At 39.4% G+C, this 19,110-nt stretch carries 15 protein-coding genes; 10 read left to right on the top strand and 5 right to left on the bottom strand.

Annotated features, from left to right (window positions below; translation table 11 throughout):
* Window positions 1-33 precede the first annotated feature (33 nt).
* The 3 genes from CMT41_RS12620 to CMT41_RS12610 form a co-directional block, all read right to left on the bottom strand.
* Window positions 34-1,182 carry a hypothetical protein gene (locus tag CMT41_RS12620; protein ID WP_058027460.1) on the bottom strand — a complete coding sequence of 383 codons (1,149 nt, stop codon included), beginning with the start codon at window positions 1,180-1,182 and terminating at the stop codon, window positions 34-36.
* A 128-nt stretch (window positions 1,183-1,310) separates the two neighbouring features.
* Window positions 1,311-1,613 (bottom strand): DUF3301 domain-containing protein, encoded by a 303-nt coding sequence (locus tag CMT41_RS12615; RefSeq protein ID WP_058027459.1) that lies wholly within the window; start codon window positions 1,611-1,613, stop codon window positions 1,311-1,313.
* Window positions 1,614-1,625: 12 nt separating this feature from the next.
* On the bottom strand, window positions 1,626-2,678 hold the full coding sequence (locus tag CMT41_RS12610) for a DUF3549 family protein (protein ID WP_058027458.1): 1,053 nt from the start codon (window positions 2,676-2,678) through the stop codon (window positions 1,626-1,628).
* A gap of 110 nt (window positions 2,679-2,788) precedes the next feature.
* On the opposite strand from CMT41_RS12610, the gene CMT41_RS12605 reads away from it, so the two are divergent.
* Together CMT41_RS12605 and CMT41_RS12600 are read left to right on the top strand one after the other, a co-directional pair.
* Window positions 2,789-3,127, top strand: coding sequence for a YqcC family protein (locus CMT41_RS12605; RefSeq protein ID WP_232299956.1), 339 nt, complete (start codon window positions 2,789-2,791; stop codon window positions 3,125-3,127).
* A gap of 46 nt (window positions 3,128-3,173) precedes the next feature.
* Window positions 3,174-4,031 carry a tRNA pseudouridine(65) synthase TruC gene (locus tag CMT41_RS12600; protein ID WP_198149803.1) on the top strand — a complete coding sequence of 286 codons (858 nt, stop codon included), beginning with the start codon at window positions 3,174-3,176 and terminating at the stop codon, window positions 4,029-4,031.
* A gap of 55 nt (window positions 4,032-4,086) precedes the next feature.
* On the opposite strand, the gene CMT41_RS12595 is transcribed toward CMT41_RS12600, so the two are convergent.
* Entirely contained in the window at window positions 4,087-4,665 is a 579-nt protein-coding gene (locus CMT41_RS12595; RefSeq protein WP_058027456.1) for a 5-formyltetrahydrofolate cyclo-ligase, read from the bottom strand.
* Between the two features lie 106 nt (window positions 4,666-4,771).
* On the bottom strand, window positions 4,772-6,211 hold the full coding sequence (locus CMT41_RS12590) for a peptide MFS transporter (protein WP_058027455.1): 1,440 nt from the start codon (window positions 6,209-6,211) through the stop codon (window positions 4,772-4,774).
* Between the two features lie 477 nt (window positions 6,212-6,688).
* Between CMT41_RS12590 and CMT41_RS12585 the strand changes: the two genes are divergently transcribed.
* The 8 genes from CMT41_RS12585 (at window position 6,689) to CMT41_RS12550 (ending at window position 19,100) form a co-directional block, all read left to right on the top strand.
* Entirely contained in the window at window positions 6,689-9,376 is a 2,688-nt protein-coding gene (locus CMT41_RS12585; protein WP_232299955.1) for an SLBB domain-containing protein, read from the top strand.
* 122 nt (window positions 9,377-9,498) lie between these two features.
* Window positions 9,499-10,779: a Vi polysaccharide biosynthesis UDP-N-acetylglucosamine C-6 dehydrogenase TviB gene (gene tviB, locus CMT41_RS12580; protein ID WP_057181622.1), complete on the top strand. Its 1,281-nt coding sequence runs from the start codon at window positions 9,499-9,501 to the stop codon at window positions 10,777-10,779.
* A 393-nt stretch (window positions 10,780-11,172) separates the two neighbouring features.
* Entirely contained in the window at window positions 11,173-12,207 is a 1,035-nt protein-coding gene (locus CMT41_RS12575; protein WP_058027453.1) for an NAD-dependent epimerase/dehydratase family protein, read from the top strand.
* Between the two features lie 238 nt (window positions 12,208-12,445).
* Window positions 12,446-14,779 (top strand): ABC transporter permease subunit, encoded by a 2,334-nt coding sequence (locus CMT41_RS12570; RefSeq protein WP_058027452.1) that lies wholly within the window; start codon window positions 12,446-12,448, stop codon window positions 14,777-14,779.
* Between the two features lie 58 nt (window positions 14,780-14,837).
* Window positions 14,838-16,475: a phosphate ABC transporter permease PstA gene (gene pstA / locus CMT41_RS12565; protein ID WP_058027451.1), complete on the top strand. Its 1,638-nt coding sequence runs from the start codon at window positions 14,838-14,840 to the stop codon at window positions 16,473-16,475.
* Between the two features lie 94 nt (window positions 16,476-16,569).
* Window positions 16,570-17,409 (top strand): phosphate ABC transporter ATP-binding protein PstB, encoded by an 840-nt coding sequence (pstB, locus tag CMT41_RS12560; RefSeq protein ID WP_058027450.1) that lies wholly within the window; start codon window positions 16,570-16,572, stop codon window positions 17,407-17,409.
* Window positions 17,410-17,479: 70 nt separating this feature from the next.
* Window positions 17,480-18,181: a phosphate signaling complex protein PhoU gene (gene phoU / locus CMT41_RS12555; protein ID WP_058027449.1), complete on the top strand. Its 702-nt coding sequence runs from the start codon at window positions 17,480-17,482 to the stop codon at window positions 18,179-18,181.
* Window positions 18,182-18,419: 238 nt separating this feature from the next.
* On the top strand, window positions 18,420-19,100 hold the full coding sequence (locus CMT41_RS12550) for a TIGR00153 family protein (RefSeq protein ID WP_057181616.1): 681 nt from the start codon (window positions 18,420-18,422) through the stop codon (window positions 19,098-19,100).
* The last annotated feature ends 10 nt before the right edge of the window (window positions 19,101-19,110 follow it).

Raw genomic sequence — 19,110 nt, 5'->3', positions numbered from 1 at the left:
ATAAGCTAATCGTTTACGCTTGCTCAGGTCAAACTATGCATCTTTATCTAGGAAAGGCGCGTACTGCAGGTGTTTACCCAGGGTAGCTTGGCTACCTTTAAGGGAGAAACTATAACCACATAATGAAAACTTACCGCGAAAAGCCAGAGCTTGTACTAATTCCCGACTATCGAGCGGGGAGAAGCTAGCAAAGTATTCACTACCGTTTTCAACTAAAACCGTTAAAGGACGTAAAGGTGCACCTTTATTAAACTTAATGCTCTGACAGCTTTTATCACCTTGTGCAGATAGTAGTGACCAGAGTTCACCATCGGGGACTTGATCGGCTTGCCAGTGAATAATAATGCCTTGGTACTCGGATAAGTATAAATTGAAATTATCCGGCATTGCCAATAAATGTTTTTTAGTGATAATAATATTATCAGAGGTGTTTTTAGTGATTTCTTTGGCTTCATTCAAGGCAGTATTACGGCTAGTTAAATGTTGCTGGTTGATTGAGTTTAAAACACTACTAACAAATACCGCGATAAAAATCAGTGCTACGCTGGCAATTACCCCAAGTTGTAATTTACGGTTACTGAGCATTTTTAGCCGAATAAGCTCCCCAAGATCCGCTTGTTTACTGCTCGTTTCATCATTAGGCTGGTAATTTGGTGTATTGCTTTGCTCCGCCGCGACCGTGTCACTAAGATAAACCTGCTCACTGACGGAGTCAGCAGCTAAGGTTGGTTCAATACGCTGATGAAGCGTTGTTATGCCAACGGGCCCTTGTTGGTAGCTAGTTAGATCTACTGGGCCGTAATAGCCCAAGATATAATCATGCTTAACTTTTTTATTTGTACTGGGGTAAGTGAGCAGCAGTGCGCAGCTCAAGGCCGGTAAAATTAATAAATAGTAGCTGCTACTATTTTCAATTATTAAGCTCAGTACACCCGTAAGTAAAAGTAAACCGCCGGGCACTAATTGCCAATTCTTGTTAAGCGTGGCATCGTGTAATCGTCGTTTGGTGCTACAGGTGAGCACAGCGGTTAAGATTAATAAAAGTGTAAAACTTACCAGTAAAAAGCTGGAAAAAATGGCTGAAAAAAAGATAAAACCCAACAGAGACAATATTGAGCTGGTAAAAAATCGACTACGGTCGTCAAATCCTTTTAAACAAAAAACGGCTTGTAAAAATGGCACAAAAATCTCCAACAGATAGATTAAATTAGCGCTAGGTTAGGTATTAACTTATTATTTAAGCGAACAGTAACTTAACGGCTAGTCTGACAAAAAAGCCAGTGTAATGTGTTTATTAATAAAGGTCAGTACTAATTTACTCGGTAAGCGGGTAATTTTATTTGCTCTAGCTTTAAACCATAAAGCGTTAGATAACCGTGGTTATTTGACTCGCCATCACCACTAAAGTCAAAATCAAAAGTGCTATAAATACAGAGGCCATGCTGCTTGGTAAACTTGGGTCGACTTGAGCGTCTCGCCAAGGAAATAAACTGCAGACCCGTTTCTTTGCAGTAATTATTTACATAACGTTGAGCAGCCTCCGACACTTGTCTTAAATAGACGAAGTACCAGCAAAATAAACAGAAGAATAGCAAATAATAAATGTTTTCCATAAACGATAATACCTAAGCTTGGTTAAATAATTGTCCAATGGCTTGTGCGAGTGCCTCAGAGCGATGTTCACTGCGAAGGCAATGAAAAACAATGGCTTTCATGGTCGGAATCGCCACTAAATCTTTAAAAGTACTGGAAAACAGGGCTAGATCATTAAGATTAACTAGGTGTTCAAAATAACACATTAGCGTTTTCTCATCCGCTAAAGCTGGCCAGCAACGGCTTGATAGGGTAATTAATAATTCACTATTTACTGGCTGAGCAGTCAAAATCTTGGCGACAACTGCTTTCACATGGATGTGGTGACTATTGGCTGCCAGTGCTCGTAATAAAGGTGCCGCTTTTGCTGTCTCTGCTGGCTTTATTAAGGCCTTTTCCACTAAGGCGACCAGGGCATCTATTAAAACCAGTGGGTATTGTTCATTTTCTAAGGCACTGCAAACCGGGGACAGTACTTCAGAGGGTAAATGAGGCAATGCTTTGACTAGCAGTTCGCTGTGGTTATCTTGCTTTATTCTGGCAATAAAGTCGGTAATGCCTTGTACACCAATGTGCTGCCAGTTATCTGGTAAATTTTCTTGGCTAAGGTAGTGCTTAAACGGTGCAAAAAATTCACTGGGCTGTTGCTGTAAATCAACTTTGATTTTACTGTTTATACTGGCTAATTTATATTGAGGCGGAGTATAAAGGTATGGATTAGACTTGAGTATTTCTTCTTGCTTCTTAGAGGTTTTTTGAGTTAAATCAGCACCTAGGGCTTCAACAACAATAGCGATAAAGTGATTTATTGCCCCTTGGTTTAATAAGCCACGCTCATCAAGAGGTAACTTCAATAGCCATAAATACGGTTGAGACGATTTTTTTTGCCAAAAAGCAATCGCCAGGCAAGCATGACCCTGAACGGGGCTAGGATAGGGTAATTGGTTTAACTCCATCTTTTCAAAGTGTTCTTTGGATAATTTAGTGACTAGTCGACCAATATCATAAAGGCGATATTGTGAGCCAGAAAGTTTAAGTAATTCTGATAGGGTAGTTATGTTAGCTGCTGGTACTGTGTCAGTCATAAATTCAAAATATTGCTGCTTGTTATAGCACCTTATTATAAGGATAATGACGCTATTAACATAGTAAAACTATCGGCCGGCATTAATCGGCCTTAAATAATTGATCCCTGATGATGAAAAAACACCTTGAACACACCAGAGCGTTGCTGGCAGCGCTAACCACTGAACTTAAATTACTTAAACTTTGGCAAACACAGCAACCCAGTGCGGCCGAGCTGGCGAGTAGTGCACCTTTTTGCTGTGATAGCTTAGCTTTTGAGCAATGGTTACAGTTTGTTTTTATTCCTCGAATAACTCAGCTGATAAATCAACAACAAGCGCTACCGAGTAAAATAGCGTTAAGGCCAATGGCAGAAGAATCTTTTAAACAGTTATCGGCGCAAGCTTTACTTGCTGTTATCAATAAAATAGACCAAGCATTGACCGGGCAAGGTGATTACTGTGAGTGATATTGACGGGCGTATTTTAGCTAAGACCTTAGCTACGGGCTCAGCTATGGATTTAGCTGAAGAAAAAACGGTGCCATTAGTCAAACCAGTGCTTACTATTTTATATCAAGATGAGTTTATGGTGGCAGTTGATAAACCTGCAGGTTTATTTGTCCATCGTAGCTTTATGGATAAAGATGAAATCTATTTTGCTTTGCAATTAGTACGGGATCAAATCGGGCAATATGTCTATCCTGTCCATCGTTTAGATAGACCAACGTCAGGCGTGCTGTTGTTTGCCTTAACGAAAGAGGTAGCCACTCTGCTCAATCAAGCTTTTGCCAATAAAAGTAGCCAAGCTGAGCATAGGCCTAAACTTGATTCTGAACTTGATGCCGAGCTTGCGCCGAAATTCGCTCCGCAAGATAACATCGAAGCCAGTGGCATGGTGAAAACCTATTATGCGCTAGTACGTGGTCACTTGGCGGTGCCAACTGGTTTCATTGATCACCCATTGAAAGAAAAACTGGATAAATTAGGCGATAAAAATGTGAGTCGTGATAAGCCCGCACAATCGGCACAAAGCTACTATCAAGTAAAGCAGCAAGTGAGCTTGCCAATCAAGGTTGGGAAATTCGATAGCGTGCGTTATTCTCTAGTTGAAGTACAGCCAGTTACTGGTAGGCGTCATCAAATTCGTCGTCATCTAGCGCATTTACGCCATCCTATTATAGGTGATATCAACTATGGCGATAACAAGCAGAATCCGTTTTTTATTGCACACTTCGGCTTTAAACGCTTAATGCTGCACGCACAGTCATTAACGTTCAATCATCCGGTTAGCGATAAAAGATTAACCATATCAGCGCCGTTTGATCAGCAATGGCAACAGCTTTTTACTGAATTGAAATGGCCCGTCATTTAACGTTTCTTGTTAACGCTAGGCTTTATTTGTTAGCTAATTGATGATGCTTGGATAGCTAAACAAAACAATAGCTTTTACTTGGCGTGATTATTTCGGGTAAGGGAATATCCCAACTCTCTACCGGGATATTTGCTACTCGCTGACAATCATGGGCAAGCCCAAGTGGGTATAGTTTAGTTTGTTGCCAGTGGGCTAAACTTCGGTCATAAAAACCACCACCCATACCTAACCTGGCGCCAGTATCATCAAAAGCCACTAGCGGTGTACATATGATATCAAGCTCGGCTAACGGGCAAACCTTAGTGACATCTAATCTAGGCTCTAAAATGCCAAAGGCATTGGTAACTAGCTCGGTATCTTGTTGGTAACGTAAAAAAAGTAAATGCCCAGGGTTAAAAGGGTGTATAACCGGTAGGTAAAGCTCTTTTTGTTGTTGCCAACACCAGTCAATAAAAATTGACGTCCCCAACTCACCATCATTGGTTAAGTAAATCGCAATGCGCTTAGCTGGTTGAATTTTACTATGGCTAGATAAGCTAGTTGCTAGAGCAATCGCTGCATTATGCTGCTCACTTGCTGATAAGCTATTACGGCGTTGTCTGATTTCTTTTCGTAATTGTGAGCGTGCATTCATAAGGGCGAGTATCTTTATGCGTTCTTTATTGTTTATTCGGAATAAAAAAAGCTGGGCGATTGCTCGCCCAGCTTAATACTATACTTGTAACTTGTACTCTTACGAATTATCTGCGTGTTTCAGAAATACCTTCGTGAGTGCCGGTCACTGAAATTTCTTCTTCAATTTTAGACTCTAAATCATGGGTATTCTCGCCTTCAGCGCCATGCATCCACTCTACTAATTTACCCGCTGACAGGTAGATAATAACACCGGTAATTAATGCACCAATACCAACCCCCATAAAGATGTTAGCGGCATTATTAACCATTTCTTCACCTTCACCAACAAATGAGCCAATAAATGCAGCTAACCAGTTAGATAAGGCAGTAAAGAAGAACCAAATACCCATTAATAACGAGGTAAATTTAAGTGGCGCTAATTTAGTGACCAGTGATAAACCAATGGGTGATAAGCATAACTCACCTAAAGTATGGAACAGGTAAGCGAATACTAAGAACAACATACTTACTTTCACCGCAACATCGCCGCCTTGAACCATAGTTGCCCATAACATCACGAAGAAACCTAAGGCTAAAAATAACATAGCTAAAGCGAACTTTTTCGGTGAGGTCGGCTCGTTTGAACCCATTTTAACCCAAGTAGAGGCAACAAAAGGTGCCAGTAAAATAATGAACATGGCATTCAATGATTGAAATGATGAAGCGGCAATTTCAAAACCAAACAAGGTACGATCGGTGAAGTCAGATGCATAAATAGTGAATAAACCACCGGCTTGTTCAAAACCCGCCCAGAAAATTACCGAGAACATGCTCATGATCAAAATAACTTTCATGCGGTCGATATCGTGCGGGGTTAACGGTGCATCTGCTTTTGTTTCACCTTTAACACGTTTAGCTGATGGCAGCACACCAATATCACCTAAATATTTATTTGCTAGGGTCAGTTGTAAGGTTAAACCAATTAACATACCACAACCGGCTAATATAAAGCCGTAATGCCAGTTAACCGTTTCGCCAAGAATACCAACAGTGATGGGTGCTAAAAAGGCACCTAAGTTAATGCCCATATAGAAAATAGTGAAAGCACTGTCACGTCTGTGATCGCCTTCTTCATAAAGCTCACCGACTAAACTTGATACGTTGGCTTTAAATAGACCATTACCAATAATAATAAGCGCTAAACCGATATAAAATACCGTTTCTTCCATGCCGACAATCAATGACTTTTGAATACCTAAGGTAAAGTAACCTAAGGCAAAGATAATACCACCGTAAATAATAGCCTTACGTTGTCCAATATAGTTATCAGCTAACCAACCACCGATTACCGGGGTTAAATAAACAGCCATGGTGAAAAAACCATATAACCGTAACGCCTCTTGGTTGGTCCAACCAAAGCCGCCATCTTGTGTTGAGGCAATTAGATACAAGACCAATAAGGCACGCATGCCGTAATAACCGAAACGCTCCCACATTTCAGTACCAAATAACAGGAAAAGTCCTTTTGGGTGGCCAAATAGCGTACCCGCATTAGGTGTAGTCATATAATTATCCTAGATTTTATTTTTATAATTTTTTGCGTTAATTTTACTTTTGTATGGGCAGAGGGTATGACCATACAAAAGTAATGAGAGTGTTATACCTGTGTGTTGCTTTAAAGGCAAGTTTTAGGTGAAATCAATAGCCTGCTTGCTTTGAGAGCCGTAGAGAAATGTTTCCTTGCACTTACCAGCTAAATAGTAAGTTGCTGGTTAATATAACTTAGCACTAGGTTGGTTAACATATTGTTTGCCTATCCATATGCTGGTAAACTTCGGCGTCACTAATTTAAGTGGTTTAGCTCAGGCGCTATTAGTTCAAGGACGGATTGTTCCAATGATAAATGGTCGCTCTGCTTAAATGTATTACTGCACCGGCTATAATAAATAGGAATTTTTGCTAAAATGATAACCGCCATCAAACAGTTTGTTCAAAATCACCATGCCAACACCCGAAATTTTTTTATAATAGCATCGCTTTTTTTGACTTTTTCTCTGGCCAGTTTGCCCTTAAAAGTACTCGCTAATACTCAGATAAGCCAGCAGCAGTTAGAGCAGTTTAAAAAAATGCCGCCATCACAACAAGCAGCGCTTGCTAAAAGTATGGGTGTTGATTTAAGTAGCATTAAAGGCCAGTTATCGGCGAGTGGTTCAAGCAATGAGATAAAAAATACCGAGGTGTTTCCGCGCGGCACCACGTTTGATGCGGACGGCAACCCTATTGTTGCAGAAGATGCGTTAGCAGAGTTAGAAGAAAGTGATGAGCTAAAACCCTTTGGCTATGATGTTTTTGCTAATGCGCCACAAACGTTTGCGCCTATGATGGATATTGCCATTCCTGCCGACTATATCATGGGACCAGGAGATAAAGTTTCAGTACAAATCTTCGGTAAAGAACAAAGCGAGTTAGAATTAACGGTGAACCGTGAAGGGCAAATAGTCTTTCCATCACACGGACCTTTTACTGTTGCTGGTTTAACCTTTGATGAAATGAAACGTTTATTGTCTGCACGTATTAAAGAGAAGGTTATTGGTATTGATGTTGTCATCGGTATAGCCTCTTTACGCTCAATGCGTATCTTTGTCCTTGGTGATGCTTTTAAACCGGGTCCTTATACCTTAAGTTCATTATCAAGCATTACCCATGCGATTTTTGCTGCTGGTGGTATTAGTGATATAGGTAGTTTGCGTAATATTCAGCTTAAACGTGGCGGTAAATTAGTCACTACGCTGGATTTATATGACCTGTTAATTCATGGTGACTCAAGCTCTGATGTTTTATTGCAATCGGGTGACGTGGTTTTTATTGCCCCTAAAGGTCATACCATTAGTGTTGAAGGTGAAGTACGACGCCCTGCTATTTATGAACTAAGCCCAAATGCTGACTTTAATGATGTCTTGACTATGTCAGGGGGCTTGTTACCCACAGCGTTTGCTAAAACAACCCGAGTGGAACGTTATAATCATGATGCCTTGCGCACGGTAGTTAATATCGATTTAACCAAAGCCAGTGATTTAGCTAAAAAAGTTCAAGCAGGTGATGCGGTTTACGTAATGAAAGCGGCTGAAATGTTTGAGCAATCTATTACTGTTATTGGTGCGGTTACTCGCCCAGGTAAATACCAATGGCAAGCTGGACAGCGTATTACCGATATTTTGCCCAGTATCGACTCTCACTTATTACACTCTGCCGATCTAAATTATTCTCTGGTGGTCCGTGAAATAGATATTGCCCGTAATATTGAAATACTACAATTTGATTTAGCCAAAGCTATTTCAATGCCTAATTCAAAAGATAACCTAGTTTTACAAGGCAATGATAAGATTTTAATCTTTGCCAATATTATAAAATTAATTGACAGTAAAATTAGTTTAGATGCCTTAGCCTTTACTCAAGATAATCTCACTAAAAAAGAGCAGCAACTGGCGAAAGATAAATATAAGCTAAAGCAATTCTGGTTGAAATACGGCGATGAAGAAAAAATTTCTCAACTTAATAGTGGACAAATCGCCGCGGCTAAACGCATTGAGCAATCTATTGCGCTATTTAGTGGTGGCGAAGTTGAAGATGAACTAGACCTTAAAGAGTTAACCCTGTTTTCACGTCAACGTTTGCTGTGGCCTATTATTGAACAGTTAAAACGTCAAGGTAAATCAGGTCAGCCGATTCAATTAGTGGAAGCTGACGGTGAAGTGAAATTCCCTGGGGTTTATCCGCTGGCTAAAAATGCCCGGATTGCAGACTTAGTGGCGGCTGCTGGCGGCTTAACAGAATCTGCCTATGTAGTACGCGCTGAAGTGACTCGTAATCAAATTGTAAATCATATGGCTCAGCAAATGTCTTTTAGCATTAACCTTGGGGCAGCACTTGCAGGTGAGGAAAAGGATAATGTCTTATTAAGCTCTAAAGATAGATTGAATATTCATCAAATTCCGGCCTGGAGTGAAAATAGTGTGGTTGAACTTAGGGGCGAATTTGTTTTTCCGGGTAAATATACCGTGCGTCGCGGCGAAAGCTTAGCGGATTTAATTGCTAAAGCCGGTGGTTTTACCCGATTTGCCCATCAAGAAGGCTCAGTTTTTACCCGGGTGCAGTTACGAGAAATTGAACAACAAAACTTATTAAAATTGACTGCTGATCTACGGATAGAAATGGCGTCAAAGTCAATGACGGATCAAAATTACTCACAATCTTATGCGGAAGTACAACAAATGTTGACTGATATGGCTAATGTACAACCAGTGGGACGTTTAGTACTGGACTTACCTAAAGTAGTTAACGATGAACATTATGATGTGCTGCTTGAAGGGGGTGATGTGCTTTACGTACCAACATTGAAAAACTCTATTAACGTCGTTGGTCAAGTACAAGTCACCTCATCACATATGTATGATGTTAATTTATCAGCTGAAGATTACCTTGCGCAAAGTGGCGGCAGTAAAAAACGTGCTGATGAAGACAGAATCTATATTATTGCTGCCAATGGTAGTATTAAAATGATGGACAGTGGCAATTGGTTTACTAGCGATGCTGGAGATAACTTAAAACCTGGCGATACCATAGTGGTACCGCTTGATGCTGAATACATGAATAACTTAGCATTATGGACTAGTGTCACGACCATTATCTATAACTCAGCCGTGGCCCTTGCTGCTATCAGTGGAATCTAACTGAAAGCGTATAGTTAAATTAAATAAATACTGCTAGGGGTTAATGCCTAGCAGGTCATAAATTAAATAATAGCGTTAATAAAATACTCATAAAGTATTGATAAAAATTAAATGGACCTAGTATGTTGCATTCATTAAAAAACGTAAATTTAGCAATCATTGGCCTAGGTTATGTCGGTTTACCCTTAGCAGTAGAATTTGGCAAAAAATATCCGACCTTAGGTTTTGATATTAATAACAAACGGGTAGAGGAATTAAAGCAAGGCCATGATTTCACTTTAGAAGTATCAAGTGATGAATTAGCCGATTCAGCCTTTATTTCATATTCTACTAATGTCGACGATTTAAAAAACTGTAATATATATATTGTCACAGTGCCAACACCTATTGATCAACACAAGCAACCTGATTTAACGCCGTTAATCAAAGCCAGTGCTATGCTGGCTAAAGTGATGAGTAAAGGTGATATCGTTATTTATGAATCAACGGTATATCCTGGTGCTACTGAAGAGGTATGTTTACCTGAGATTGAGCGTAATTGTCAGCTGGTTTTTAATCAAGATTTTTTCGCCGGTTATAGCCCTGAACGTATTAATCCCGGAGATAAAGAACATAGGGTTACCAATATTTTAAAGGTTACCTCAGGCTCTACCCCTGAAATTGCTGATTTTATCGATAGCTTATATAAATCTATTATTACCGCAGGCACCTATAAAGCATCAAGTATTCAAGTAGCTGAAGCAGCTAAGGTGATTGAGAATACTCAAAGAGATCTCAATATTGCTTTAATTAATGAATTAGCGGTGATTTTTAATAAACTTAATATTGATACCGAAGAAGTATTAAAAGCCGCTGGCACTAAATGGAATTTCTTACCTTTTAGGCCAGGTCTTGTTGGCGGCCATTGTATTGGGGTCGACCCCTATTACTTAACCCATAAAGCACAAGCGATTGGTTACAATCCAGAAGTTATTTTAGCGGGACGTCGTATTAATGACTCTATGGGCAAATATGTGGTATCACAATTAGTGAAAACCATGCTAAAAGCCAAGTTACCGGTAAATGGCGCTAATGTGTTATTAATGGGCTTAACCTTTAAAGAGAACTGCCCGGATATTCGTAATACTAAGGTTGTTGATGTTTACACAGAATTAGCAGAGTTTGATATTAAAGTTGATGTTTACGACCCTTGGGTAAATCCTGAAGATGCAAAAAAACAATATGATATCGATTTAATTTCATCACCTAAGCAAGGTTATTATGATGCGGTGATTTTTGCGGTAGCTCACAAGCAGTTTAAGGCTTTAACTGCTAGTAAAATCAAAGCTATGATGAAAAAAGAACATGTGATTTACGATCTGAAATATATGTTAGATAAAGAGTTAGCAGATATTCGCTTGTAATCTCATTTTGCCTAATTCAACTAACTATATGACATAAAGGCTCTGTTCCATAATACTGATGCCTACATTGTAACTATATGATTTTATGGTGAATATTGCCGAAGTGATAAAATCGAGTTTCACCAGCATGACGGTACAGGATGTACTTTATTAGATAATGCTGGGAGCATATTATCCTGAAGCTTGTGTAGATCCCCATGGTCGTTCTTAGACTCCTGTCTCCACGACATTAGTGCATCCATGCACGTTAGGTTTACGCGTCTCGCTTGTTCACTTAGCAACACTAAACTACAACAGAGGCGACATAAAACAGCTCTAGCTGACTTTCAGTTAAAGGTAGTTTGTTAAAGAAGGACTATTTAACGCATGGGCTTCTCATTGAAGGAAAAGAAAATGACTCAATTTCAAAAAATTAAACAAGAACTTATCAATTCACCTAAAACTTGGCTGATTACGGGTTGTGCCGGATTTATCGGTTCAAACTTATTAGAAATGCTGCTGTTATTAAATCAAAAAGTGGTGGGTTTAGATAATTTTTCTACTGGTCATCAACACAACTTGGATGAAGTAGCAACACAGGTTTCATCCCAGCAATGGCAAAATTTTCATTTCGTTAAAGGTGATATCAGAGAGCTGAGTGATTGTAATAAAGCTTTAAGTCATTATGAAGAGGGTGTTGATTATATCCTTCATCAAGCGGCGCTCGGCTCAGTGCCCCGATCGATTGCCGATCCTTTATTAACCAATTCAGCCAATATTACTGGTTTTTTAACTATGTTAACGGCGGCAAAAGATAGCAAGGTTAAAAGTTTTGTTTATGCGGCTTCAAGTTCTACCTATGGCGATCACCCAGGGTTACCTAAAGTGGAAGAGGTTATTGGTAAACCGTTATCCCCATATGCGGTTACTAAGTATGTTAATGAACTTTATGCGGATGTTTTTTATAAAACCTATGGCTTAAATTGTACCGGTTTACGTTATTTTAATGTTTTTGGCAAAAGACAAGACCCAGATGGTGCTTATGCTGCGGTAATACCTAAGTGGACTGCTGCCATGATAGCGAACGAAGCTGTGCTGATTAATGGTGATGGTGAAACCAGCCGTGATTTCTGTTTTATTGAAAACGTGGTACAAGCTAATATTTTAGCGGCCACGGCAAACGCTGCCGGTAAGAATCAAGTGTACAATGTTGCCTTAGGTGATAGAACAAGCTTGAACAGTTTATTTGCTAGCTTAAAAATCGCTTTACAAGCGAATGGTATCGAGTATCAACAATCGCCAACGTATAGAGACTTTAGAGCAGGTGATGTTAGGCATTCACAAGCCGATATTGCTAAAGCTAAATCATTGCTTGGTTTTGAGCCAGAATTTAAAATTCAACAAGGCATAGATAAAGCCATGCCTTGGTATATTAACTTGTTGAGCTAAGACATGAGTCATAACCAAAGTTAATAACAGTCACGTTGAAATTTAGCCGTGGTATTAGATAAGCAGCAACTCACTTGAGGCGCTGCTTTTTTTATGCCCTTGGCAATTTATTAGTGAAGCAATTTTTTACTGTAATATAAATGTCACATAACTGACTTATACTTTGCCCAGTTATTTTTATCATATTCTCTATATTGGATAAGCTAGTCGTTAGTTTATTAATAATAAGGTTAATTAAGTGGCAACTCTTATTAGTTCAACCCGAAGTCGGGCGGTTAAAAATTCATTGGCAAAATGGTTAATAACCTTTGGTGGTATTAGCGTTTTGTTCACCCTAGTGTTGATTTTTTTGTATTTGCTTTATGTCGTTATGCCTATTTTTGAATCCGCTAAAATAGAGCCAGCGGTTAATATCAGTATTAACTTACCAGCGAATGAAAAAGTGTTAGCGACCGGTGTCGATGAGTTACAAGAATTGGTTTATCAAATTACCGATACGGGTACTATTCATTTTTATCATTTAACCGCCAGTGCGGAGCACGCAAATAATCAGTTTTCAGTCGGTGATAAAGCGCTTTCAAGGTCTCTTTTTGCCAGTGATGCTTTTAATCAAGAGCAGGTTATTAGTGTGGTGAATTCCTTTTCAGCTGATAAATTACTCCATACTCGCAGTGGTAAAACCTTATTAGTTCAGCCGAGCTTTCATGCCATCTACGCCAATGATACCCGGGAAATTATTGCTAAAGTAAATTACCCCTTAGGACAAAAGTCGTTAAGGATAGATGAGCAACAAGCGCAATTACCTCATCTGGCTTTTGCCCTGGATGACGAAAGAATGGTCTTTGTTGCTTTTACTGAGGATAAACGTTTAATAAAAACCAGCTTTATAGCTGATGATGAGTTTGGCTCAGACAGTGCGGGCGATGACGTTGATTATGAAATAAATTATCAACAAATAGACTTACCAGACGCTATCGTTAATAGTGGTGTTGATGAAATTAAAGTAACGCCTGATTTGAGTTTGGCTTTTGTACGCACTGGTTCAACCGTGTGGGTTTATTCGTTAAAAGATGATGACGAGGTTAGCTTAAAAGCAACGATTACCCCTATTCTTAGTAGCGAAGATACTTACCTTACTTCAATGGCTTTGCTCTCTGGTAGTAGTTCAGTATTACTGGGTGATAGTAGTGGCCACGTCAGTCAATGGTTTGAAGTGGCAACAGATTCAGGTCGCCAGTTTAAACAAATCAGAAGTTTTAATGCCAATGATGACAGCCAAAAGCAAACATCAACGGCGATAACCGCTATTTACACCGAGCGGTTCCGCAAAAGTTTTTATACTATGACGACCAGTGGCCTGGTCAATGTCTTTTATACCACGAGTTCTGCCCATTTATGGCAAGGACAATTAGCCTCGAGCCAACCTGCTGCCTTTGCTATAGCGCCGCGAGCAAATGGCTTAATCATTAATGGTAATGATCCACTCGATATCAATAAGCAAAACTTACAAACGTTCAGTGTTCATAACGAGCACCCAGAGGTTACTTGGCAAGCGTTATGGCAAGAAGTTTGGTATGAAGGTTATCCTGAGCCTGATTATATTTGGCAATCTAGCTCTGGCTCTGATGATTTTGAAGCTAAATTTTCTTTAGTGCCTATTTCTTTTGGCACCATTAAAGCGGCTTTATATGCGATGTTATTTGCGGTACCGGTTGCCTTAAGTGCGGCAATATATACCGCTTATTTTATGACGCCAAGCTTACGTAAAAAAGTCAAACCTACTATCGAAATGATGGAAGCACTGCCGACCGTTATTTTAGGCTTCTTAGCGGGTTTATGGTTAGCTCCGTTAATGGAAGAGTATTTACCGGCAATATTTATGCTCTTTCTTTTATTACCTTTGGTGACACTGTTAACGGCCTTTTCCTGGTATAAACTACCCAATAAGGTCAAAGATAAATTCCCTGAAACCCTGGCGCCAATTATATTAATCCCAGTGATAATATTGACAACCTATGCGGCATTTTCTCTATCACCACTGCTAGAAGCTATGCTCTTTAATGGCGATATGCGTCAATACCTTACTAACGACCTGGGTATCAATTTTGACCAAAGGAACGCTTTAGTGGTCGGTATTGCCATGGGTTTTGCTGTTATTCCTACCATATTTACTATGGCTGAAGATGCAATTTTTAGTGTTCCAGGCCATTTAACCAGTGGCTCATTAGCGCTTGGTGCCACTCAATGGCAAACCTTAGTTGGGGTAGTGCTGTTGACCGCAAGTCCAGGTATCTTTTCCGCGGTTATGATGGGACTTGGCCGCGCAGTGGGTGAAACTATGATTGTCTTGATGGCAACGGGTAATACGCCGATATTAGATTGGAGTATTTTCCAAGGAATGAGAACGTTAGCCGCCAATATTGCCGTAGAAATGCCAGAGGCCGAAGTGGGTAGTTCCCATTACCGTATCTTGTTCTTAGCCGCCTTTGTATTATTCATATTTACCTTTATTTTCAATACCGCAGCAGAAATTGTTCGTCAACGCTTACGTGAAAAATACAGTTCAATGTAGTTCACGTGATATTGATTGTCTAAAAAAATAAGTTATTTACCAATTTAAGAGTTATTTTATGAATAAATGGTTCAAATCAGGCGCCCCCTGGATATGGTTATCAGCAGCTGGCGTAAGTATCAGCTTAATCTCTGTGCTGGGCTTGTTATGGCTTATCGCTTCACGTGGTTTGTCATATTTTTGGCCAAGCCAACTTTACCAATTTGATCTCATCGATAAAAATGGTGTCAAGAGTATTGTTATTGGTGAAATATATGACCGAGAGGAAATACCTGTCGGTCAATTAGCGCATTTAAATTTAGTGCTTGCTCCAGAGCAAAAAATGTTAGAGCGCTTATTGATCAAAACCGGTAACCGAGAGCTAGTCAGTTTAGACTTTCGTTGGTTGTTAAGTCACTACATTCAAAAGACGCAAACACCAAAAGAATTGGTCATGGTTGAACGTCGTACTAATGGTAACTTTTACGGTTACATTGACAGTGTTGTTGTTGACGGCAAAGTAGTTGACGCCAATCAGTTAACTACATTATTAACGCGAGTTGAAAATTTTCAACAACAGATTGATGACTTACAAAAGTCTGATATCGGTGCAATAAACTATCAATTAGAACGTTTACGTTTAAAAACGCGTAAGTATGAATTGCAAAATAAGTTAACCGCAAGTGTGCAAGCTGAGATTGATAGTGAGGTGGTTAGTTTAAATCAACGCTATGCCAAGTTAGAGCAAGAGTTAATGGGCTATCGCGAAAAAATATCGCGTGATCATCTTGTTATGCGTGCTATGGATGGGCAGTTAGTTTCTATTAATTTTGAATACATCCTTAAAGTCACCTTTAATAATAAACTTACCTTGCTTGAAAAACTGGCTACCTTCTTTAGTCAGATTGCGGCATTCATCATTGAAGATCCGCGTGAGGCGAATACTGAGGGTGGGGTGTTTCCTGCTATTTTTGGTACCGTACTTATGGTGTTATTGATGACAGTCATAGTGTCACCTTTGGGCGTTATTGCAGCGATTTATTTACATGAATATGCCGGTAAAAATGCCTTCACTAGGCTATTACGCATAGCGGTTATTAATTTGGCTGGTGTGCCGTCTATCGTTTATGGCGTATTTGGTTTAGGATTTTTTGTCTATATAGTGGGCGGTTCACTCGACCAATTGTTTTATTCAGAAAACCTACCTAGCCCCACTTTTGGCACCCCCGGCGTATTATGGTCTTCGCTAACGCTAGCAATATTGACCTTACCTGTGGTCATAGTTTCCACCGAAGAAGGTTTATCACGTATTCCATCGGAGATGCGCTACGGTTCCTTGGCCTTGGGCGCAACGAAGGCTGAAACCTTATGGCGGATTATCTTACCTATCGCCAGTCCTGCTATTATGACCGGTATTATTTTAGCTATTGCTCGAGCAGCAGGGGAAGTAGCACCACTAATGTTGGTCGGCGTGGTTAAAATGGCGCCTAATTTGCCCATAGATGGTAACTTTCCCTTCTTACATTTAGATCGAAAATTCATGCATTTAGGCTTTCATATTTATGATGTTGGTTTTCAAAGTCCTAATGTAGAAGCCGCGCGGCCCTTAGTTTTTGCAACCGCTTTACTCTTAGTCAGCATTATTGTTGCCTTGAATATGATTGCCGTGTCAATCCGTAATAGATTACGGGAAAAATATAAGATGTTAGAGCACTAGGTTGCTTAAACAGTAAGTTTAAATTTGTCATTTTAAATTAGTTTTTAAAATGACAAGTAATGATCAATGAAAAGTAATTAGAGAAAAACCTATTATGATTTCTATAAGCCCAAAAGTATTAGCTACAGGCTCTGACCCTTTAATTAAAAGCCCGTTAGATTTAAATAATTTACCGCCCGAGCAAGTTGCCTTAGATATTAATAAATTAAATTTATTTTATGGTAAAAAACAGGCGTTAAATAATATTACCATGTCGATTCCCAAGGGGCAGGTCACTGCGTTTATTGGGCCAAGTGGTTGTGGTAAATCAACCTTATTACGTTGTATTAACCGTATGAATGACTTAGTTGATGATTGTCATATCACTGGTGAAATAAACCTTAATGGTCATAACATCTATAACAAACATGTAGATGTGGCCGAATTGCGACGAAAAGTGGGGATGGTATTTCAGCGTCCTAATCCTTTTCCTAAAACTATTTATGAAAATGTCGTCTATGGTTTACGTATTATGGGCGAAAATAACCGTAGAAATCTTGATGATGCAGCCGAGCAATCATTACGCAGTGCCGCCTTGTGGAATGAAGTGAAAGATAGATTACATGAAAGCGCTTTAGGGCTTTCCGGTGGTCAGCAGCAGCGCTTAGTGATTGCTCGTGCTATTGCTATTCAACCTGAGGTGTTACTGCTTGATGAGCCGACATCCGCACTTGATCCCATTTCGACCTTAGTCATTGAAGAGTTAATCAATGATCTTAAAAAGCAATTTACTGTGGTAATAGTCACTCATAATATGCAACAAGCAGCACGGGTGTCTGATCAAACGGCATTTATGTATATGGGGGATTTAATCGAGTACAGTGATACCAATACATTATTTACCACGCCATTGAAAAAGAAAACTGAAGATTATATTACGGGTCGTTATGGTTAACTAATCTAGTAGTAACTCATTAGCAATAAGTAGATAAGTATGCAAGAACATACCGATAAAAGGATACACCATGGATAATTTACAAATAGGTCGTCATATTTCTGGCCAGTTCAATGAAGATTTAGAGCGGGTCATTAATAATGTTATGCATATGGGCGGCTTGGTTGAAAAACAAGTAGCGGATGCACTAGCTGCGGTTGATCAACGGGATGTAACCTTGGCGAAGCAAGTGTTAAGTAAAGATTATCAAGTGAATGCTTATGAAGTGAGTATTGATGATGAGTGCACCCGCATCATTGCCAAACGCCAACCAGCGGCTGGCGATTTACGTTTAGTTATGGCGATCGTTAAAACTATTACGGATTTAGAGCGTATTGGCGATGAAGCAGAGAAAATAGCCCGAGTCGCCCTAGAAAACTTTTCCACTTCGCAGCAATACTTATTGGTGAATCTTGATAACTTAGGTCGACGGGTATTAGAGTTTTTGCAATTAAGCTTAGATGCTTTTACTCGAATGGATGTTGATGCTGCTATTAAAATTCATCAAATGGATGACAAAATCAACCGTGAATATGAAGCGCTGATACGTCAATTAATGACCTATATGATGGAAGACCCACGTTCCATCCCGCAAGTTATGACGGTTATTTGGTCCGCTAGAGCGTTAGAGCGTATTGGCGACCGTTGTCAAAATATTTGTGAACATATTATTTATTTTGTTAAAGGTAAGGTGGTTCGTCATAGCACGGCGGAAGAGATGAAAAATCTCTAAACGATCAACAAGTAATTACCAAGTAATTTAAATAAAGATGAATAATAAAAAAAACATTAAATTCAATTGATTAGCTAAGATCTAATCGAGAGTTTAGTGGATATAAATTAACACTGTTGTGGTTAGCTAATATAGGTATGCATTTAAGCTCATATTAGCATTTAACATTGGAAGTTAAATGAGTTACTATCCGCCGCGCATAGCAATGACGAGAGTTATACAGACTGGAAACATAATTATGGCCAGAAATACAATCATAGGTGTATTTGCAAAATCACCAATAAAACCGTTAGAAAAACATATTCAAATAGTTGTTAAATGTAGTAAACAACTTATCCCATTTTTTGATGCATGTTTTGCAAATGACTGGAGTGAAGCGGCAAAAGTTCGTCGTAAACTGTCTAAGTTAGAGCAAGATGCTGATACTTTAAAACGTCAATTACGTCTAGAGTTACCTGGTGGCTTATTTATGCCAGTGGATAGAGCTGACTTACTTGAACTCCTTACCCAACAAGACAAAATAGCCAACAAAGCAAAAGATATTGCCGGCCGAATCTTAGGGCGTAAACTTGAAATACCAACTAGCTTGCAAGCAGAGTTTTCTACTTATCTAATGCGCTGTCTTGATGCTACCGAAAAAGCGGCTGAAGCCATTAATGAACTAGATGACTTATTAGAAACGGGCTTTCGTGGCCGTGAAGTTGTCTTAGTTGAGAAAATGATCAACCAATTAGACGCTATTGAAGATGATACCGATAGCTTGCAAATTATTTTACGTAAAAACTTATTAGCGATTGAAAAGGATTTGAATCCAGTTGATGTAATGTTCTTATATCAAATTATTGATTGGGTTGGCGACTTAGCCGACCTTGCTGAACGTGTAGGTGCACGTTTAGAAATTCTTCTTGCTAGGAAATAAGGCTTAACTG

It is taken from the genome of Colwellia sp. MT41 (genome assembly GCF_001444365.1).
GTDB classification, from domain to species: domain Bacteria; phylum Pseudomonadota; class Gammaproteobacteria; order Enterobacterales; family Alteromonadaceae; genus Colwellia; species Colwellia marinimaniae.
Note: the sequence above shows the minus strand (reverse complement) of the source record. Positions and strands in the feature narration are given on the sequence as shown.

What these genes read in the sequence shown, in the direction of transcription:
- phoU (WP_058027449.1), top strand. Translation starts at nt 17,480, where the DNA reads ATGGATAATTTACAAATAGGTCGTCATATTTCTGGCCAGTTCAATGAA.
- tviB (WP_057181622.1), top strand. Translation starts at nt 9,499, where the DNA reads ATGTTGCATTCATTAAAAAACGTAAATTTAGCAATCATTGGCCTAGGT.
- CMT41_RS12610 (WP_058027458.1), bottom strand. Translation starts at nt 2,678, where the DNA reads ATGACTGACACAGTACCAGCAGCTAACATAACTACCCTATCAGAATTA.
- pstB (WP_058027450.1), top strand. Translation starts at nt 16,570, where the DNA reads ATGATTTCTATAAGCCCAAAAGTATTAGCTACAGGCTCTGACCCTTTA.
- pstA (WP_058027451.1), top strand. Translation starts at nt 14,838, where the DNA reads ATGAATAAATGGTTCAAATCAGGCGCCCCCTGGATATGGTTATCAGCA.
- CMT41_RS12590 (WP_058027455.1), bottom strand. Translation starts at nt 6,211, where the DNA reads ATGACTACACCTAATGCGGGTACGCTATTTGGCCACCCAAAAGGACTT.
- CMT41_RS12550 (WP_057181616.1), top strand. Translation starts at nt 18,420, where the DNA reads ATGGCCAGAAATACAATCATAGGTGTATTTGCAAAATCACCAATAAAA.
- CMT41_RS12600 (WP_198149803.1), top strand. Translation starts at nt 3,174, where the DNA reads ATGGATTTAGCTGAAGAAAAAACGGTGCCATTAGTCAAACCAGTGCTT.
- CMT41_RS12595 (WP_058027456.1), bottom strand. Translation starts at nt 4,665, where the DNA reads ATGAATGCACGCTCACAATTACGAAAAGAAATCAGACAACGCCGTAAT.
- CMT41_RS12575 (WP_058027453.1), top strand. Translation starts at nt 11,173, where the DNA reads ATGACTCAATTTCAAAAAATTAAACAAGAACTTATCAATTCACCTAAA.
- CMT41_RS12605 (WP_232299956.1), top strand. Translation starts at nt 2,789, where the DNA reads ATGATGAAAAAACACCTTGAACACACCAGAGCGTTGCTGGCAGCGCTA.
- CMT41_RS12615 (WP_058027459.1), bottom strand. Translation starts at nt 1,613, where the DNA reads ATGGAAAACATTTATTATTTGCTATTCTTCTGTTTATTTTGCTGGTAC.